This window comes from Sphingobium phenoxybenzoativorans (assembly GCF_001757355.1).
Lineage (GTDB): Bacteria > Pseudomonadota > Alphaproteobacteria > Sphingomonadales > Sphingomonadaceae > Sphingobium > Sphingobium phenoxybenzoativorans.
This window is the reverse complement of record NZ_MINO01000035.1, coordinates 25,826-41,875: the sequence shown is the minus strand read 5'-3', so window position 1 is coordinate 41,875 and position 16,050 is coordinate 25,826. Positions and strand designations below refer to the sequence as shown.

Below are 16,050 nucleotides of genomic sequence, written 5' to 3'. Positions count from 1 at the left end.
GACGAGGCCGGGCGCGCTGGGCTGTTCGCTGACGGCGACGATGACGCGCTCGCCCGCCGCGAAATTCCCGGCCAGCGCGTGCGCCCGCGCATAGTCCAGCATCTGCGCATCCACCGCCTGCGCCGCGCGGCGCAGCGCCAGTTCGCGCAGGGCGGTGAGGTTGGACTTGGAGAAGAAATGGTTGAGCGCCCGGCTGGCTTCCGCCGGAATATAGACTTTCCCGTCCTTCAGCCGCTCGATCAGCTCGTCGGGCGGGATATCCACCACCTCGATCTCCGCCGATTCCAGGATGGAGTCCGGCACGGTCTCGCGCACCCGCACGCGGGTGATGGACGCCACCACATCGTTCAGGCTCTCGATATGCTGAATGTTGATTGTCGAATAGACGTCGATGCCCGCGTCGCGCAGCTCCTCGACATCCTGATAGCGTTTGGGGTGGCGGCTGCCCGGTGCGTTGCTGTGGGCCAGCTCGTCCACCAGTACCAGCGCGGGGCGGCGCGCCAATATGGCGTCGATGTCCATTTCCAGCAGGGTATGGGCCTGATGCGCGATGCTGAGGCGGGGGATGACTTCATAGCCGTGGAGCAGCATTTCGGTTTCATGCCGTCCATGCGCCTCCACCACGCCGACCACCACATCGACCCCGGCCTTGATCCGCTGCTTGCCGTCGAGCAGCATCTCATAGGTCTTGCCGACGCCCGGCGCGGCGCCCAGGAACACCTTCAGGCGGCCGCGCCCCTCCTGCTTTGCCTGGCGCAGCAGGGCGTCGGGTTCGGGGCGGTCCGGGACGCTGTTCACTGGCCCCTATTAGCGCCTATCCGGTCGAGCCGTCGATTGAGATTCAGAACATTGACGCGCGGCTCGCCAATAAAGCCGAACAGGGGCCGCTCCACGCTCTGTTCGACAAGCGCGCGGACCGTTTCCGGCGGCAGGCCGCGCGCCTGCGCAACCCGGCCGACCTGATAAAAAGCCGCATCGGGACTGATATGGGGGTCAAGCCCCGATGCGGAGGCAGTCACCAGGTCGGACGGAACGGGACGGCCTGGTTCGCGCAGAGCGGCGACATCGCCCTTCACCCGGTCGGCAAGGGCCTGACTGGTGGGGCCGAGGTTGGAGCCGGAGGAGGCGAGGCCGTCATAGCCCTTGCCCGCGGCGGATGGGCGGGGATGGAAATAAAGGTCGCTCGTGAAATTCTGCCCGGCGATGGCGGAGCCGATGATCCGGCCGTCCTGTTCGATCAGGCTGCCGTTCGCCTGCGTCGGAAAGATGGCCTGTCCGATGCCGGTCAGCGCCAGCGGGTAGGCGAGACCCAGCAGCAGCGCGAACAGCGCGGTCATGACAAGCGCCGGGCGGAGAGCGGTGATGAAATCCTTGGTCATGGCAATATCCTTCAGGCGAGGCCGAGGCCGCCGACCACAAGGTCGATCAGCTTGATCCCGGCGAACGGGGCGAGCAGGCCGCCCAGGCCGTAGATGGCGAGGTTGCGGGCGAGCAGCGGACCCGCGCCGATCGGCCGGTAGGTGACGCCCCGCAGCGCCAGCGGCACGAGCAGCGGTATGATAAGCGCGTTGAAGATGATCGCCGAAAGGATCGCCGACTGCGGGGTGGCGAGACCCATGACGTTGAGGACGCCAAGGCCCGGATAGATGGAGACGAACATCGCCGGGATAATCGCGAAATATTTGGCGACGTCGTTCGATACGGAGAAGGTGGTGAGCGCGCCGCGCGTCATCAGCAATTGCTTGCCCAGGCCGACAATCTCGATCAGCTTTGTGGGGTCGCTGTCAAGATCGACCATATTGCCGGCTTCGCGCGCCGCCTGCGTGCCCGTGTTCATGGCGACGCCAACATCCGCCTGCGCCAGCGCGGGCGCGTCATTGGTGCCGTCGCCGCACATGGCGACAAGCCGCCCGCCGGTCTGTTCCTTGCGGATCAGCTCCAGCTTGTCCTCCGGCGTCGCCTGGGCCAGAAAATCGTCGACCCCGGCCTCGGCGGCGATCGATGCGGCGGTCAGCGGATTGTCGCCGGTGATCATCACCGTGCGGATGCCCATCGCCCGCAACTCGCCAAAGCGTTCGCGTATGCCCGCCTTCACGACATCCTTCAGGAAGATCGCGCCCAGCAGGCGGCCATCCTTCGCGACGGCCAGCGGCGTGCCGCCCGCCCGCGCGATTTCGTCGGTAACGCGGCGCAGCTCCGTGGCCGCAGCCGTTCCGGCAAGATCCGGATTGGCGTTCAGGATCGAATCCACCGCGCCTTTCTGGATCGTCGATCCGTTGACGGTGACGCCGGAAATGCGGGTCTGCGCGGTGAAGGGGATCACCTCCGCATTGTCGGGTAGCGCCTGCGCGCGGACGCCATATTTTTCGCGGGCGAGGATGACGATGGACCGGCCCTCCGGCGTTTCGTCGGCAAGGCTGGCGAGCAGGGCGGCCTCGGCCAGATGTTCCGGCGTCGCGCCCGATACCGGCCTGAAGATGCTGGCCTGACGGTCGCCGACAGTGATGGTGCCGGTCTTGTCCAGCAGCAGCGTGTCAATGTCGCCTGCCGCCTCGACCGCCTTGCCCGACTTGGCGAGCACGTTGAACCGCACCAGCCGGTCCATGCCCGCAATGCCGATGGCGGAAAGCAGCGCGGCGATGGTCGTGGGGATCAGCGTGATCAGCAGCGCGGCGAGGATCGCGACGGGGACGCCGCCGCCCGCATAGCTGGCGAAGGCGGGGATCGTCGCGACCGCGATCAGGAAGATGATGGTGAGGCCGACGAGCAGGATCGTCAGCGCAATCTCGTTCGGGGTCTTTTGCCGCGCCGCGCCCTCGACCAGCGCGATCATGCGGTCGAGGAAGCCCTCGCCCGGATTGACGGTGACGCGCACCTTGATCCGGTCGGACAGGATGCGGGTGCCTGCGGTCACGGCGGACCGGTCTCCGCCCGCCTCGCGGATGACGGGCGCGCTCTCGCCGGTGATCGCCGCTTCGTTGACGGAGGCGACGCCCCAGACCACTTCGCCATCGGACGGGATCAGGTCGCCGGTCTCGACCAGCAGCAGGTCGCCGACCTTCAATGCGGTCGCCGGAACCTCCTCATAGGCGTCGCCATCGCCCTTCAGCCGCTTGGCGGTCAGCTCCGCCTTGGTGGCGCGCAGGGACGCCGCCTGCGCCTTGCCGCGTCCTTCGGCGAGCGCCTCGGCAAAGGTGCCGAACAGCACGGTCAGCCAGAGCCAGATGACAAGCTGCAGCTTGAAGGCGATGCCCAGGCTGTCCTGCCCGGCGAACAGCAGCAGGGTCAGCAGCAGCGCGACGACCGCCGTGGTGAACATCACCGGATTGCGGATGAGCTGCCGCGGATTGAGCTTGCGGACTGCATCGCCAAGCGCGGCGGTGATCAGGTCGGCCGTGAACAGGGATGGCTGGTTAGAGCGAGACATGGAATGCCCTCGTCAAAAGAGTTGGCCACGGATCATCGCGAGATGATCGGCGACAGGACCGAGCGCGAGGCTGGGCAGGAAAGTGAGGCCGCCGACGATCAGCACGATGCCGACCAGCAGCCCGGTCCACAGCGCGCCCGTTGTCGGGAAGGAACCGGCGGTTTCCGGCGTATAGCTTTTGGCGGCGAGGCTTCCGGCGATCGCCAGCATTGGAATGATGATGAAGAAGCGGCCGACCCACATCGCGACGCCCAGCAGGCCGTTGTAGAAGGGCGTGTTGGCGGTCAGGCCCGCAAAGGCCGAGCCGTTATTGCCCACGGCGGAGGTGAAGGCGTAGAGTATTTCCGAAAAGCCGTGCGGCCCCTTGTTGAGCGGCCCGGCAAGGCCCGCCTGCGTGACCGATGCGACAGCCGTGAGGCCCAGGATCACCAGCGGCAGGACGGCGATGGCCAGGATGGCGAGCTTCACCTCCCGCGCCTCGATCTTCTTGCCGACATATTCCGGGGTGCGGCCGACCATCAGGCCCGCGACGAACACGGCGAGGATGGCGAACAGCAGGAAGCCGTATATGCCCGCCCCGACGCCGCCGACCACGACCTCGCCAAGCTGGATGTTGAACAGCGGGATCATGCCGCCCAACGCGGTGAAGCTGTCATGCATGGCGTTGACCGCGCCGCAGGACGCCGCCGTCGTCACGACCGAGAACAAGGCGGAGGCGGCGATGCCGAACCGGACCTCCTTCCCCTCCATATTGCCGCCGGCGACGCCCAGGCCGTGGAGCACGGGATTGCCCGCCGCCTCCTGCCAGTAGGTGACGGTGACGCCGGCGAGGAAGATGACGAGCATGGCGGCGAGGATCGCCCAGCCCTGCCGCACATTGCCGACCGCCTTGCCGAAGGTCCAGGTGAGGCCGAAGCCGATGGCGAAGATCGACAGCATCTGCACGAAATTGGTGAGCGCATTGGGGTTTTCGAACGGGTGCGCGCTGTTGGCGTTGAAGAAGCCGCCACCATTGGTGCCGAGCATCTTGATCGCCTCCTGAGAGGCGACGGGGCCAAGGGCGAGCGTCTGCTTCGCGCCCTCCAGCGTGGTGACATCGACCGACCCGGCCAGCGTCTGCGGCACGCCGTTGGCGATCAGGAACAGCGCATAGACGATGCAGGCGGGCAGTAGCAGATAGAGCGTGATGCGGGTCACATCGGCCCAGAAATTGCCGATGGTCTTTGCGCTGCGCCGGGCGAAGCCGCGGAACAGCGCAAAGGCGAGCGCAATGCCGGTCGCTGCAGAAATGAAATTGTGGATGGTCAGGCCCAGCATCTGGCTGAGGTTCGACAGGGTCGATTCCCCGGCATAGCTCTGCCAATTGGTGTTGGTGGTGAAGCTGATCGCGGTGTTGAACGCCAGGTCCGGCGATACGCCCGGATAGTGCAGCGGGTTGAATGGCAGCACGCTCTGCAGCCGCAATATGGCATAGGTCAGCAGCAACAGGACCGCGTTGAAGGCGATCATATGGATCGCATAGCGCCGCCAGCCCTGTTCCGCCGCCGGGTCGATCCCGGCAAGCCGGTAGAAGCCGTTCTCGACCGGGCCGAGCACGGTGTGCAATGGCGTGCGCCGCCCTTCGTAAAGGGCGAAAAGCCAAAGGCCGACAGGCTTGGCGATGAGCAGCAGGATCGCGACGAAAGCGGCGATCAGCAGGAATCCCTGGAATGTCATCCCGGCCTCCTAAAAGCGTTCCGGCCGGAACAGGGCCAGGGTAAGGTAGATGAGAAGCCCGGAGGCCGTGATGGCGCCGAGCCAGAGGTCGAGGGTCATCGCCGCGCCTCCCTCAAGCGTCGCCGCAGAGGCGAAGATAGGCGAAGCTCGCCATAAACAGCCCCAGAAGGGCGCTGATCCAGACCAGATCCTGCATGTCATGCTCCATCGGCCGGGGGTCGGCCGCGGAGGGTCATGTAGGCGGGACGGTCATTTGAATGCGAGATTGGCAGGCGGCCATCTGCATAGTGTTTTCATATGATTTTGGCGTTTGGCCCGATCATAGGGGCGACATCGCCTCCGGCTTACCCCTGGCCCCGCAGCATGTCGCCGATGGAGGTGACGAAATGCGCCTCCATCGCGGCGGCGGCTTTGGCGGGATCAGCGTCGAAGATCGCGCGGGCGAGCGCGCGGTGCAGCTCTATCGTATTATCCTTCTGCTCCTGACTGGTGCGGGTGCGCCACGCCTGCGGCACGGCGACCTCCATCAGCGGCGCGAAGGACTGGACGATCTGCGCGAACAGCGCGTTGCCTGCGGCCTGTGCGATGGCCTCATGGAAGGCGATGTCATATTGGATCATGTGCTGCTGGTCATCCATTGCGCCAGCCATCGCCTCGGCCAGACCCAGGATGCGCTCCGCCTGCGCATCGGTCCTTTTCTCGGCCGCGAGGGCGGCGATGCGCACCTCGACCGTGCGGCGCACGTCCCACACCTCCGCAACGCTGATCTGCGCAGTGGAGACGGCATGGTCGAGCGACGCGCCGATGACCGACCCGTCCATGGCACCGACCCGCGCGCGGCGGCCGTTACCGACATCGATCAGCTTGAGCGCGGCCAGAGCGCCGAACGCCTCCCGCATCACCGCGCGGCTGACGCCCAGTTCAGTGGCGAACTGCCCCTCGCCGGGCAGGGTATCGCCAACCTTCATGTCATGAAGGCGGATGTGGCTGCGCACCGCCTGCACCGCCTGATGCACGAGCGATCCGCCCGCATCGGTTGGCCTGGTGCTCATGCCGCCAGCCTGTGGGCGCGATATTGCGTCGGGGCAAGCCCGAAGCGCCGGGCGAAGGCGCGGGTGAAGCTGGCATTGTTGAGATAGCCGCACCGGTAGCCGATCGACGAAACCGGCAGGTCGGTTGCGATCAGCATCTGTCCGGCCTCGCCAAGCCGCTGGTCGGAAATCGCGTCGGCGACGCTGCAGTCGAACATGTCGCGAAAGCCGCGCGTCAGCTTCGCCCGGTTCAGGCCGCAGGACCGCGCGATCATGTCGAGCGTCAGCTTTTCGGACCAGCGCTCGTCGATCAGGCGGCGGGCGGCCAGCACGCGCTGGCTGTCGGCATGGGTGAGGACGCCATCCGCGCCCACCGGGATCACTGCGCCATCGGCATGGGCGCGCAATATGTCGCAGAGCAGTTCGATGCTTTTGGCCAGGCGGTAGGGGGTGCGCGCACCCTCCGGCAAGCCGCAATCGCGAATGGTGAATGCGATGGCCCTGAGAGGTGCGGGAAGATGATAGGCGCCGCCGTCGCGCAACGAAAGCGGGTGGCCCAATATGCGCAGGCAAGCATCGCTTTTTACGATCAGGATCAAGCGATTACCGAGATCCGCGTCCAGAATTTCGCGGGCCGGGCGGGCATGGAAGCAGAGGGTTGGAGGCGCTTCGGCGACGCCAAAAGCGATGAGGAACGCGACGGTGTTAGCGCAAGGAATATCGGAACCAACCGAGCCTGTTCCGACCAGGCTGATCATTTCCGGGGATACGTCTATCCTGTCCATGACAGTGATTGCGTCCATTGCTCTCTCCTTTTGGGCGAGCATAACCTATCTGATAGCTTTTGCAATAGCTATCAGATAGGTTCGTGAACGGCATCTGCGGGCGCGCGGCGCATGGCGACAAAGAAGGCGGCGAGGGAAATCGCGCTGACGATCACGCCGACAATGGCGAGGCCCTGACCCAGATGGCTTTCCCCGCCGAGCAGGGCGGACACCCATGTCACCAGCGTCGGCGCAATGCCGAAGCCGATCAGCCCGGCGATGGCGATGAACGCGCCGATGCACAGGCCGCGCACTTCATTGGGCATGAACACCGTCAGCGCGACCGAGGTGCAGAGACCGGTGATCGTGCCGCACAGGATCATCAGGCCAAGGGCGACGCCGAACAGCGGCACCGATGGCGCGACCGGATAGAGCGCCGCGGGAATGCCGATGCCCGCAGCCACGACCGCGCCGATCAGCAGGCCGCCGCGCCGCCCGCTTTTCTGCCCCAGATCGGCGACGAAGCCGCCCAGGATCGCGCCGAGCACGCCGGTCAGGAAAATCAGCACGCCCATCCATCCGGCAAAATCCTGCGGCGCGAGGCCGTAGCTGCGCGAAAGGACAGGCGACGCCCAGATGGCGGCGGCGGCATCGGCCATGACGACGCTGACCTGCCCCAGAAACAACGGGATCAGGAAGGCGCGGCGCGCCCAGAGTTCATGCGCGACCACCTTGAACGGCGCATGGGTGCTGGCGGCGACCTCCCGCCGGGCGGGTTCGCGCATGAGGAGGAGGGGCAGGATCGCCGCCATGCTGATCAGGGCGAGCGCCATATGGGTGCTGCGCCACGGGGGCATGCCGCCGAACCATGCGGGCGCGCTATGGGTCAGGAACAGGCCGAGAAGCCAGCCGGTGAGTGCGAAGGCGGCCGCTTGCCCCAGGCTCTTGCCGAGCGTGACGATCAGCAGCGCCCGGCCCCGCTGGGCTGGCATGCACAGGTCGGCGATAAGCGACAGGGCCGCCGTCAGTCCGCCGGTCGTGCCGATCCCCGCCAGCATTCGCGCGATGAACAGCATGGGCACGCTCTGCGCCACCGCCGTCAGAAATGTTCCCAAGGTCCAGATGATCCCCAGGCCGATCAGCAGGCGGACGCGATTGGTGCGGTCGACGAGAATGCCGATGGGTATCGAGAACAGCACCAGCGGCACGGCGGCGGACACGCCCTGCACGATCCCCAATATCTGGTCACTCAGGCGCATTTCCGCCTTGGCGGCCTCCTGCACCAGACTGAACGATGTCATCATCGTGAAGCCGGAGGCCATCGCCAGCGCGAGGATGAGGAGCGGGACAATCGACCGCAGGAAAGAGGGTTCAACCTCGTCACCCAAGGGCATGGCGACGGAGCAGGGGCTGTTCATTGCAATTCCTTACTGCCTTGCTGAGTGGTTCAGGGGGCGAAGCAAGTTGGTTCGTAGGTAGAGTCCGGTGTTAAATCAGGACCATCTCCACCGTTCGGGCTGAGCCTGTCGAAGCCCTGTCCTTCTTCTCAACGCTGAAGAAGGGCAGCCCTTCGACAAGCTCAGGGCGAACGGATTTTGTTTCACAAACGACACGCTAGAGCGCGAAGATCTTGCCCGGGTTGAACAGGTCCTTGGGGTCCAGCGCCCGCTTGATCATGCGCATCATGTCGACGGCGTCGCCCAGTTCCGCGACCAGCCATTCCTGCTTGCCGATGCCAATGCCATGTTCGCCGGTGCAGGTGCCGTCCATCGCCAGCGCGCGCTCGACGAGGCGGGCGTTGATCGTCTCCACCTCGACCATTTCCTCCGGCGCGTTGGGATCGATGGAAAAGACGACATGGAAATTGCCGTCGCCGACATGGCCCAGGATCGTTGCGGGGATGGTGGACTTGTCGAGGTCCGCCTTCGTCTCCGTAATGCATTGGGCGAGGCGGCTGATCGGCACGCATACGTCCGTCGCCCAGCCGATCGCGCCGGAGCGCAGATTGACCGCGGCATAATAGGCCTCATGCCGGGCCTTCCACAATTTCGAGCGTTCTTCGGGCAGGTTCGACCAGCGAAATTCACCGCCGCCATTCATGCCGGCAATGTCCTTCACCGTTCGAACCTGCTCGTCCACGTAGGATTGCGACCCGTGGAATTCGAAAAACAAGGTGGTGAGTTCGGGATAATCGAGCTTCGACCAGCGGTTGCAGGCGCGCATCTGCAGGTCGTCGAGTATTTCGACGCGGGCGAGCGGAATGCCGATCTGGATGGATTGCACCACCGTGTCGACCGCGCCCTCCAGCGTGTCGAAGCTGCATACGGCGGCGGAGATCGCCTCCGGTATGCCGTGCAGGCGCAAAGTGATTTCGGTGATGATGCCGAGCGTCCCCTCACTGCCGATCATCAGGCGGGTGAGGTCATATCCGGCGGCTGACTTACGTGCGCGGCGGCTGGTGCGGATGTCGCGACCGTCCGGCGTCACGATGCGCAGCGACAGGATCGCGTCGCGCATCGTGCCGTAGCGCACGGCGTTGGTGCCGGATGCGCGGGTGGAGGCCATGCCGCCGATCGTGGCGTTCGCGCCCGGATCGATCGGGAAGAACAGGCCGACATCGCGCAGATGCTCGTTTAACTGCTCGCGGCGGACGCCCGCCTGCACCGTGCAGTCGAAATCCTCCGCATTGACCGACAGGATCGCGTCCATCTGGCTGAGGTCGATCGTGATGCCCCCGCGCACGGGGATGGTGTTCCCCTCAATCGACGTGCCCGCGCCAAACGGGATCAGCGGCACCTCCGCCGCGACGCAGAGCTTCACCAGCGCGACGACCTCCTCGGTCGAGTGCGGATAGGCGACGGCGTCGGGCAGGGCCGGTTCGAAATGCGTCTCGCTCGCCCCGTGCTGCGCCCGGATCGCCTCGCCAAGCTGGAGCCGGTCGCCCAGGAGTGCGCGCACATCCTCAAGGAACCCGTCCGGCAGAGGCTTTCGCGGTTGCGGCTGATAATGGGCGGACATCGGCCCTAGAACCGGAAGCTGGCGCGGACGCCGTAGCGGCGCAGATCGCCTATGATGCCCAGGTCGGACGCGGGCAGGCCGGCGAGGGCCAGCGTCGTCCGCTCGATATAGCTTTCATAATATTTCTTGTTGAACAGGTTGTTGCCGAACACCGCGAACTCCATCCCGCCCGCCGTGGCGAAGGTGATAGACCCGTTGACCACCGTATAACCCTTCAGGAAGGTTGGGGTCGTCTGGTTGAGCGTTGCGGCGAGGCGCTTGCCCTTGCCGTTCAGGCTGGCGTTGAAGGTGACCTTGTTGTCGCCCAGCGGCACCACATAATCGGTGCTGACATTATACATCCAGTCGGGCTGGAAGGTCAGATGATCGCTCGACAGGGTGCGGCCGGTGACCGCCGTATATTCCGAGGCGTCGGTCAAGCGGGCGTGCATATAGGTTAGGCCAGCAGAGATCGACCACTGTGTTGTCGGGCGGACCAGCGCCTCCAGCTCCGCGCCATAGCTTTCGACGCTGCCGGCGTTGAGGTCGACCGTGACGAGGCCCGCAGGCACCGCAGGCGCGATCGAGTTCAGCCCGATATAATGTTTGTAATCGCTGTAGAAGATGTCGCCCGACAGGTTGAAGGTAGGCGAGGCATATTTGGTGCCGATCTCATAGGTCCATGCGGAGTCGCCCTGATAGGTGCGCAGTGGCGCGTTGGGGGCGTTGAAGCCGCCGCCGCGATAGCCCCGCGCGGCCGAGGCGTAGCTCATCAGCCGCGAATTCCAGTGGCGGGTGATGGACAGGCGCGGCTCGACCTCGTTGGACTTGATGGCGGCGGGCGGAATGGCGAAGCCCGCGATCGTTCCGGTCGCCTTGCGATCCTCATGATCGTACCGCAGGCCGAGCGCGACTTCCCAGTCCGGGTTCGGTTTCCAGAATATGGTGCCGAAGGCGGCATAGGTGTCGCCGACGCGCCGGTCGATCTGGCGCACCGAACGATTGAGCAGCAGGATGTTGGTGAGCGCATCGGCGTCGAACGTCTCGCGGCTGTAGAACAGGCCGAACAGGGTGGAGAGCGTGTCGCTGATCGTCGTGTCGAAGCGCAGCTCGACCGTCTTGGTGCGCAGCCGGTCCGTACCGCTCAGCCGCACCGCGTCCAGCGGGCCGAAGTCGCCGTCCGAATTGGGCGAATTGGTGTCCCGCGCGTCATAGGCGGCGAGCAAAGTCACCTTGGTATTGATGGCATCGATCGGCGCCTCGATCCGGCCGTTGATGCCGCGATATTTGTACGTGGTCGTGCCGGTCGTGTTGAACTGGTTGGTGCGCTGGTAGTCGGTCGGGCCAGTGACGCGGGCATAGGGCGTGTTGTGGCCCTTCACCCAGTCATAATAGCCGTTCACCGCGACGACGACATCATTGCCCGGCGTGAAGCGCAGCGTGCCGCTGACCGAATCCGTGTTGAAGCTGTTCGATTTGCCGCCAGCGACGATGTTGTTGATGAACCCCTGCTGCTGGCGATGCGATGCCCCGATGCGGATTGCCAGTCTGTCCTGCACGATGGGCGCGGACACGGAGCCGGAGACCAGCCAGCTATCGTCCGGCCCCGCATAGCTTGCCTGGCCACGCGCCTCGAATTCATTGCCGGGCTGGCGGGTGATGACGTTGATCGCGCCGCCCAGCGTATTCTTGCCGTAGAGCGTGCCCTGCGGTCCGCGCAGCACCTCGATCCGCTCGACGTCGAGCAGCGGGTTGTTGAGATAGGCGGTGTTGGGCCGGTAGATGCCGTCGATGAACAGGCCGACGCCCGGCTGCACCGTCTGCACCAGCGTCACGCCGACGCCGCGAATGGAGACGAAGGCGCGGCCCGCGCCGTCGCTGGAGATGTTGAGGCCTGGCGTCAGCACGGCGGCCTCACGCACCGAATTGATGTTGCGCTTCGCCAGCGTGTCGCCGGACACGGCCGAGACCGCGATCGGTACGTCGAGCAGACTTTCCTGCCGCTTGCGGGCGGTGACGACGATCTCGTCGGTGGATGCTTCTTCTCCGGCCGGGGCGCTCTGGGCCGCGGCGGCGAAGGGCATCGCACTCACGAACGCAGCGCTGGCGACGAGCAAAGTCTTGAAATTCATACATCCTCCCAGGAGCATATCGCGTCCGCTTGCATCGGATCGCTGCTCAACTCTCGTACCCGCCAGCGCGGACCATGCCGGACTGGTCAGGGAGGAACCTATATGACAGGTCAAACCTATCCGAAAGGTGAAAAGGGTCCGAACCGGTGTGCAGTTCGGCGCGATCAGTTGGCCGATCGGGCGAGAGCCTGTTGTGCGAGGGCCAGTGCGCCCAGCGGTCCGGCGTCCGCGCCAAGGGCGGGATGCACCAGATAATCGTCCATCCTGTCCGCAATCTGCGCGGCTGCGGAGTAACCGTTCAGGCTCTCGATCAGGCGCGCGCGGATCATCGGCAGCATCTGCGGCTGGCCCATCGCCACGCCGCCGCCCATCAGGATTCGTTGCGGCAGGCTGGTGAAAACGAGGCCATGGCACAGGATCGCCAGGGCGTCGGCGGCGAAGGCCCATGCCTCATGATCCAGCGGAATATCCCGGCCGCGCATCCCGGCGCGCGCCTCTATCGACGGGCCGTTCGCCAGACCCTCCACGCAATCGCCGTGGAACGGGCAAGTGCCGGGGAAGCTGTCGCCGGGCACGCGGGAAACGCGGACATGCCCCGCCTCCGAATGGCCAAGGCCCCGGAGCGGCTGGCCCGCGACGATGCTGCCCACGCCGATGCCGGTGCCGACGGTGATATAGGCCCAGCTCGTCAGCCCCTGCGCGCCACCCCAAAGGCCCTCGGCCAGCGCCGCGCCATTAACGTCCGTGTCGATGGCGACCGGGCGGCCGGAGGCGAGGCCAAGCAGGGGCGTGCCCTGCCAGCCGGGCTTGGGCGTGTTGGTGATAAAGCCATAGGTGGGCGAGGCGGGATCAAGATCGACCGGGCCGAAGGTGCCGATGCCCAGCGCTGCATAGTCCCAGCGCGCCAGCACATCGGCGATGGCGGCCAGCGTCGCGTCTGGCGCTCCCGTCGGCAGCTCGACGCGCTCGCGCACATCTTCCGGCCCCGTGCCCAGAATGCAGATGATCTTTGTGCCGCCAAGCTCCACGCCCGCCAGCAGCGGGGTCTGACCATCGTTCATGTCACCAGCAGGTGTAGCCGCCGTCTGCAAGCACTATGCTCCCTGTCATCAGGCTGGCGGCATCGGAGGCGAGGAAGGCGACGACCGACGCCACTTCCTCCACCTCGCCCAGCCGCGCCATCGGCGTGGAATCGATCCAGCGGCGATACATCGCCCCTTCCTTGTCGGCAAATTCGTTCAGCGGGGTTCGGATATAGGTCGGCGCGACCGCATTCACCCGCACACCCCTGCTGGCCCACTCTGCCGCCAGCGACCGGGTGAGCTGATGCACCGCCGCTTTCGATGCGTTATAATAGCTCTGCTCCTGCGGCCGGTTGACGATGAAGCCGCTCATCGATCCGACATTGACGATGCTGCCCTTGCCCGCCGCCAGCATGTGACGACCAAAGGCGCGCGCGCACCAGAAGGTGCCGTTGAGGTTGACGTCGATGACGTTGAGCCAATGTTCGTCGGCGACCGTCTCGGCCGGGGTTTCGCTGCGGGCGATGCCGGCATTGTTCACGAGGATGTCGATGAGGCCAAGCTGGTCTGCGACTTGCGTTACCCGTGCGGAGTCGGTCACATCCATGACGGCACCGCCCACGGCATAGCCTTTCGCCGCCATCTCCTGCTTCGCGGCGTCGATCGACGCCGGGTTCAGGTCCGCGATGGTCACATGCGCGCCAAGCTCCGCCAGCGCCTCGACACAGGCAAGCCCGATGCCGCTCGCGCCGCCAGTGACCAGTGCGGTGCGGCCGGTGAGTTTCAGGCGGTTCAGGTACATAAAACGGTCCCTATGACTTGCATTCGTCTGCGCCATTCAGATCAACGCGTGCTCCTGCGAAGGCAGGAGCCCAGTTTAGACGGCGGGACTGGGCTCCTGCTTTCGCAGGAGCACGTTTCGTGTTCGGTTGATCAAGGCGAACTCCCAAAGAGGCTTCGACAGGCTCAGCCCGAACGGGCTGGATTATGGTAGAAACGGCGCCGCCGGCATGACCGGCTCCTGCACCGCCTCGCCGCGTTCGAGCTGGTAGACAGTGCGCTGGTCCCGCGTGAACTCCGCCCAGGGGAGCGCGCCGGTCCGGGCATAGTCGACCCATATGCGGTGAACCCGGTCGGCCAGGCCCTGCGGCGGGTTTTCGCCGACTAATCCTTCCGGCCCGGTCACGCTGGCCAGCGTGTCGAATATGAAGGGCAATTCCATCGCATGGCATGCGCCAAGCTGTCCGCCGTAGCGCGGCGAACCCCATTCCAGCTCATACATATGCGTGCGGCCGCGATGCTCCTCCGCAAAGCGGCGGGCGGGCCAGCGGAACACCAGATCGTGCAGCGCGCGGGTGAAGGCATGGCCGGGCTTCACGCCCTTTGCGCCCATGCCATAGGCTTTCAGCACCTTGCGCGCCTGCGGCTGAGACCGGTGCAGGACATAGGTGGAGAGCAGGCGGCCGATCCTGTCCCGCACGCCGGTCGGCACGAAATAGAGATTCATTTCTTCCGCATTGGTGCCGATCAGCAGGTCGACATCCGCGCCCGCGCCGTCCGCCAGTGCGGCAAGGGGTTTGACCGGCAGCACATCGTCGCCATGCACCGGCACGAAGCGGCTGATGCCGAACACCGGTTCACGCCCGTCCGCGTCGCGCAGGTCGATGCGCGTCGTTGGAGCGGATACCTTCTCCAGCGCGTCCAGCATGTCACCGGGTGCGACGCTGGCGAACCCGGCAAGGTCGGGCGTGATTTTCAGCAGCTTCGCCAGCTTGCGGACCAGCCGCTGCGCCACATCGATGTCGCGTGTCATGCCGCCGTGGCCGCTCTGCACGATGGCCCGGCGGAACAGGCCCCTGGCCAGCGGCGACGCCACCAGATTGGCGACCGACATGGCCCCGGCGGATTCGCCAAAGACGGTGACGTTGGCCGGGTCTCCGCCAAAGGCGGCGGCATTTTGCTGCACCCATTCCAGCGCGGCGATCTGGTCGCGCAGACCCAGATTGGTGGGGATGCCCGGAATGGGCAGAAACCCCTCCGTCCCCAGCCGGTAATTAATCGCGACGAATAGTATGCCGTCGAGGGCGAAGGCCGATCCGTCCTGAACCGCCGCATCCTTGCTGCCCAGCACGAAGCCGCCGCCATGAATGAACACCATCACCGGCGCGCCGATGGTCTCCGCCGCCGGACGCCAGATGTTGAGCGTCAGATAGTCGTCGCCGGCTTGCCAGCCGCCGCCGACCAGCGGGATGACGTCGAGGCCGGGCACGCCCCTGATCTTCTGCGGCGCGTTGGGGCCGGGAGTGGTGGTGTCGCGCACCTCCGCCCATGCGGCGGGCGGCTGCGGCTTTGCAAATCGCAGCGGACCGGCGGGCGGCGCGGCATAGGGGATGCCGAGGAAACGGGTGACGCCTCCTCCGGTCGTGCCGCGCACCGGACCAGCGGTCGTTTGCGCAAGGGCTTCAGGCATTCCAGCTCCAGACTCAGTTTTGCCGATGATAGGCGGCGCGGGGCACCCGCGCGATGCCGTTGGCTTTGCATCCCGGCTCTCCATCGTTGCCGGAAGGGGCAGGAATGAGGGGGCAGGAGGTCGAGCAATCAAATGTAACAGGCGGGACGGGAACGCGCGTAGCGGGAAGCCGTTCGGTCAGGATCGAAGGAGACACTCTATGCGCCCCATTTCATCCAAGCTTGTCCTGATAACCGTGATCGCAGGCTCTGCCCTGGCCCTTAGCGCCTGTTCGCGCGGGGCGACGCGCGGCGGCCTGATCGGCGGCGCGGGCGGCGCGGTCGTCGGGAGCGCGACCGGCCTTGGCACCACCGAAGGCGCGATCATCGGCGGCACCGCCGGCGCGATCATCGGCGACAATGACGGCAAGAAAAAGCGCCGTCCGCGCGACTGATTCCTCTCTGCCGGGGACAGCGCGCTAACCGTTGCTTAACCATGGTTTCGCTAAAGAT

General features: G+C 65.6%; 14 protein-coding genes. 1 reads left to right on the top strand and 13 read right to left on the bottom strand.

Annotated elements, in window-relative coordinates:
* The 13 genes from BHQ40_RS15570 to BHQ40_RS15510 form a co-directional block, all read right to left on the bottom strand.
* Positions 1-798: histidine kinase (locus BHQ40_RS15570; protein WP_435593922.1), on the bottom strand; the 798-nt coding region annotated here is incomplete at its 3' end.
* The gene (gene kdpC, locus BHQ40_RS15565; RefSeq protein ID WP_070156775.1) at positions 795-1,379 is read right to left on the bottom strand and encodes a potassium-transporting ATPase subunit KdpC; all 585 of its coding nucleotides are present in this window, start codon (positions 1,377-1,379) and stop codon (positions 795-797) included. The genes kdpC and BHQ40_RS15570, both read right to left, overlap by 4 nt.
* Positions 1,380-1,390: 11 nt before the next feature.
* Complete coding sequence (gene kdpB, locus BHQ40_RS15560; RefSeq protein ID WP_070156774.1) at positions 1,391-3,427, bottom strand: potassium-transporting ATPase subunit KdpB; 2,037 nt, start codon at positions 3,425-3,427, stop codon at positions 1,391-1,393.
* Between the two features lie 12 nt (positions 3,428-3,439).
* Positions 3,440-5,143: a potassium-transporting ATPase subunit KdpA gene (gene kdpA, locus BHQ40_RS15555; RefSeq protein ID WP_070156773.1), complete on the bottom strand. Its 1,704-nt coding sequence runs from the start codon at positions 5,141-5,143 to the stop codon at positions 3,440-3,442.
* Between the two features lie 9 nt (positions 5,144-5,152).
* Positions 5,153-5,242: a K(+)-transporting ATPase subunit F gene (gene kdpF / locus BHQ40_RS25755; protein ID WP_070156772.1), complete on the bottom strand. Its 90-nt coding sequence runs from the start codon at positions 5,240-5,242 to the stop codon at positions 5,153-5,155.
* A 245-nt stretch (positions 5,243-5,487) separates the two neighbouring features.
* Positions 5,488-6,195: a FadR/GntR family transcriptional regulator gene (locus tag BHQ40_RS15545; RefSeq protein ID WP_070156771.1), complete on the bottom strand. Its 708-nt coding sequence runs from the start codon at positions 6,193-6,195 to the stop codon at positions 5,488-5,490.
* The gene (locus tag BHQ40_RS15540) at positions 6,192-6,977 is read right to left on the bottom strand and encodes a helix-turn-helix domain-containing protein (RefSeq protein WP_139139319.1); all 786 of its coding nucleotides are present in this window, start codon (positions 6,975-6,977) and stop codon (positions 6,192-6,194) included. Before BHQ40_RS15540 ends, BHQ40_RS15545 begins: the two co-directional genes overlap by 4 nt.
* Before the next feature lie 53 nt (positions 6,978-7,030).
* The gene (locus BHQ40_RS15535) at positions 7,031-8,356 is read right to left on the bottom strand and encodes an MFS transporter (protein WP_070156770.1); all 1,326 of its coding nucleotides are present in this window, start codon (positions 8,354-8,356) and stop codon (positions 7,031-7,033) included.
* A 196-nt stretch (positions 8,357-8,552) separates the two neighbouring features.
* Positions 8,553-9,956, bottom strand: a complete 1,404-nt coding sequence (locus tag BHQ40_RS15530) for an FAD-binding oxidoreductase (protein ID WP_070156769.1) — start codon at positions 9,954-9,956, stop codon at positions 8,553-8,555.
* 5 nt (positions 9,957-9,961) lie between these two features.
* On the bottom strand, positions 9,962-12,067 hold the full coding sequence (locus BHQ40_RS15525) for a TonB-dependent receptor (RefSeq protein ID WP_070156768.1): 2,106 nt from the start codon (positions 12,065-12,067) through the stop codon (positions 9,962-9,964).
* A gap of 164 nt (positions 12,068-12,231) precedes the next feature.
* Complete coding sequence (locus BHQ40_RS15520; protein ID WP_070156767.1) at positions 12,232-13,128, bottom strand: ROK family protein; 897 nt, start codon at positions 13,126-13,128, stop codon at positions 12,232-12,234.
* 1 nt (position 13,129) lies between these two features.
* Complete coding sequence (locus BHQ40_RS15515) at positions 13,130-13,891, bottom strand: SDR family NAD(P)-dependent oxidoreductase (protein WP_070156766.1); 762 nt, start codon at positions 13,889-13,891, stop codon at positions 13,130-13,132.
* 183 nt (positions 13,892-14,074) lie between these two features.
* A complete protein-coding gene (locus tag BHQ40_RS15510) occupies positions 14,075-15,559 on the bottom strand; it encodes a carboxylesterase/lipase family protein (RefSeq protein ID WP_070156765.1) in 1,485 nt (494 codons plus the stop codon).
* 199 nt (positions 15,560-15,758) lie between these two features.
* On the opposite strand from BHQ40_RS15510, the gene BHQ40_RS15505 reads away from it, so the two are divergent.
* Positions 15,759-15,992 (top strand): YMGG-like glycine zipper-containing protein, encoded by a 234-nt coding sequence (locus BHQ40_RS15505; protein ID WP_070156764.1) that lies wholly within the window; start codon positions 15,759-15,761, stop codon positions 15,990-15,992.
* Positions 15,993-16,050 lie beyond the last annotated feature (58 nt).

Coding starts and splice junctions, on each gene's coding strand:
- kdpA (WP_070156773.1), bottom strand. CDS start 5,143: ATGACATTCCAGGGATTCCTGCTGATCGCCGCTTTCGTCGCGATCCTG.
- kdpB (WP_070156774.1), bottom strand. CDS start 3,427: ATGTCTCGCTCTAACCAGCCATCCCTGTTCACGGCCGACCTGATCACC.
- kdpF (WP_070156772.1), bottom strand. CDS start 5,242: ATGACCCTCGACCTCTGGCTCGGCGCCATCACGGCCTCCGGGCTTCTC.
- BHQ40_RS15510 (WP_070156765.1), bottom strand. CDS start 15,559: ATGCCTGAAGCCCTTGCGCAAACGACCGCTGGTCCGGTGCGCGGCACG.
- BHQ40_RS15535 (WP_070156770.1), bottom strand. CDS start 8,356: ATGAACAGCCCCTGCTCCGTCGCCATGCCCTTGGGTGACGAGGTTGAA.
- BHQ40_RS15530 (WP_070156769.1), bottom strand. CDS start 9,956: ATGTCCGCCCATTATCAGCCGCAACCGCGAAAGCCTCTGCCGGACGGG.
- BHQ40_RS15545 (WP_070156771.1), bottom strand. CDS start 6,195: ATGAGCACCAGGCCAACCGATGCGGGCGGATCGCTCGTGCATCAGGCG.
- BHQ40_RS15505 (WP_070156764.1), top strand. CDS start 15,759: ATGCGCCCCATTTCATCCAAGCTTGTCCTGATAACCGTGATCGCAGGC.
- BHQ40_RS15520 (WP_070156767.1), bottom strand. CDS start 13,128: ATGAACGATGGTCAGACCCCGCTGCTGGCGGGCGTGGAGCTTGGCGGC.
- BHQ40_RS15540 (WP_139139319.1), bottom strand. CDS start 6,977: ATGGACGCAATCACTGTCATGGACAGGATAGACGTATCCCCGGAAATG.
- kdpC (WP_070156775.1), bottom strand. CDS start 1,379: ATGACCAAGGATTTCATCACCGCTCTCCGCCCGGCGCTTGTCATGACC.
- BHQ40_RS15515 (WP_070156766.1), bottom strand. CDS start 13,891: ATGTACCTGAACCGCCTGAAACTCACCGGCCGCACCGCACTGGTCACT.
- BHQ40_RS15525 (WP_070156768.1), bottom strand. CDS start 12,067: ATGAATTTCAAGACTTTGCTCGTCGCCAGCGCTGCGTTCGTGAGTGCG.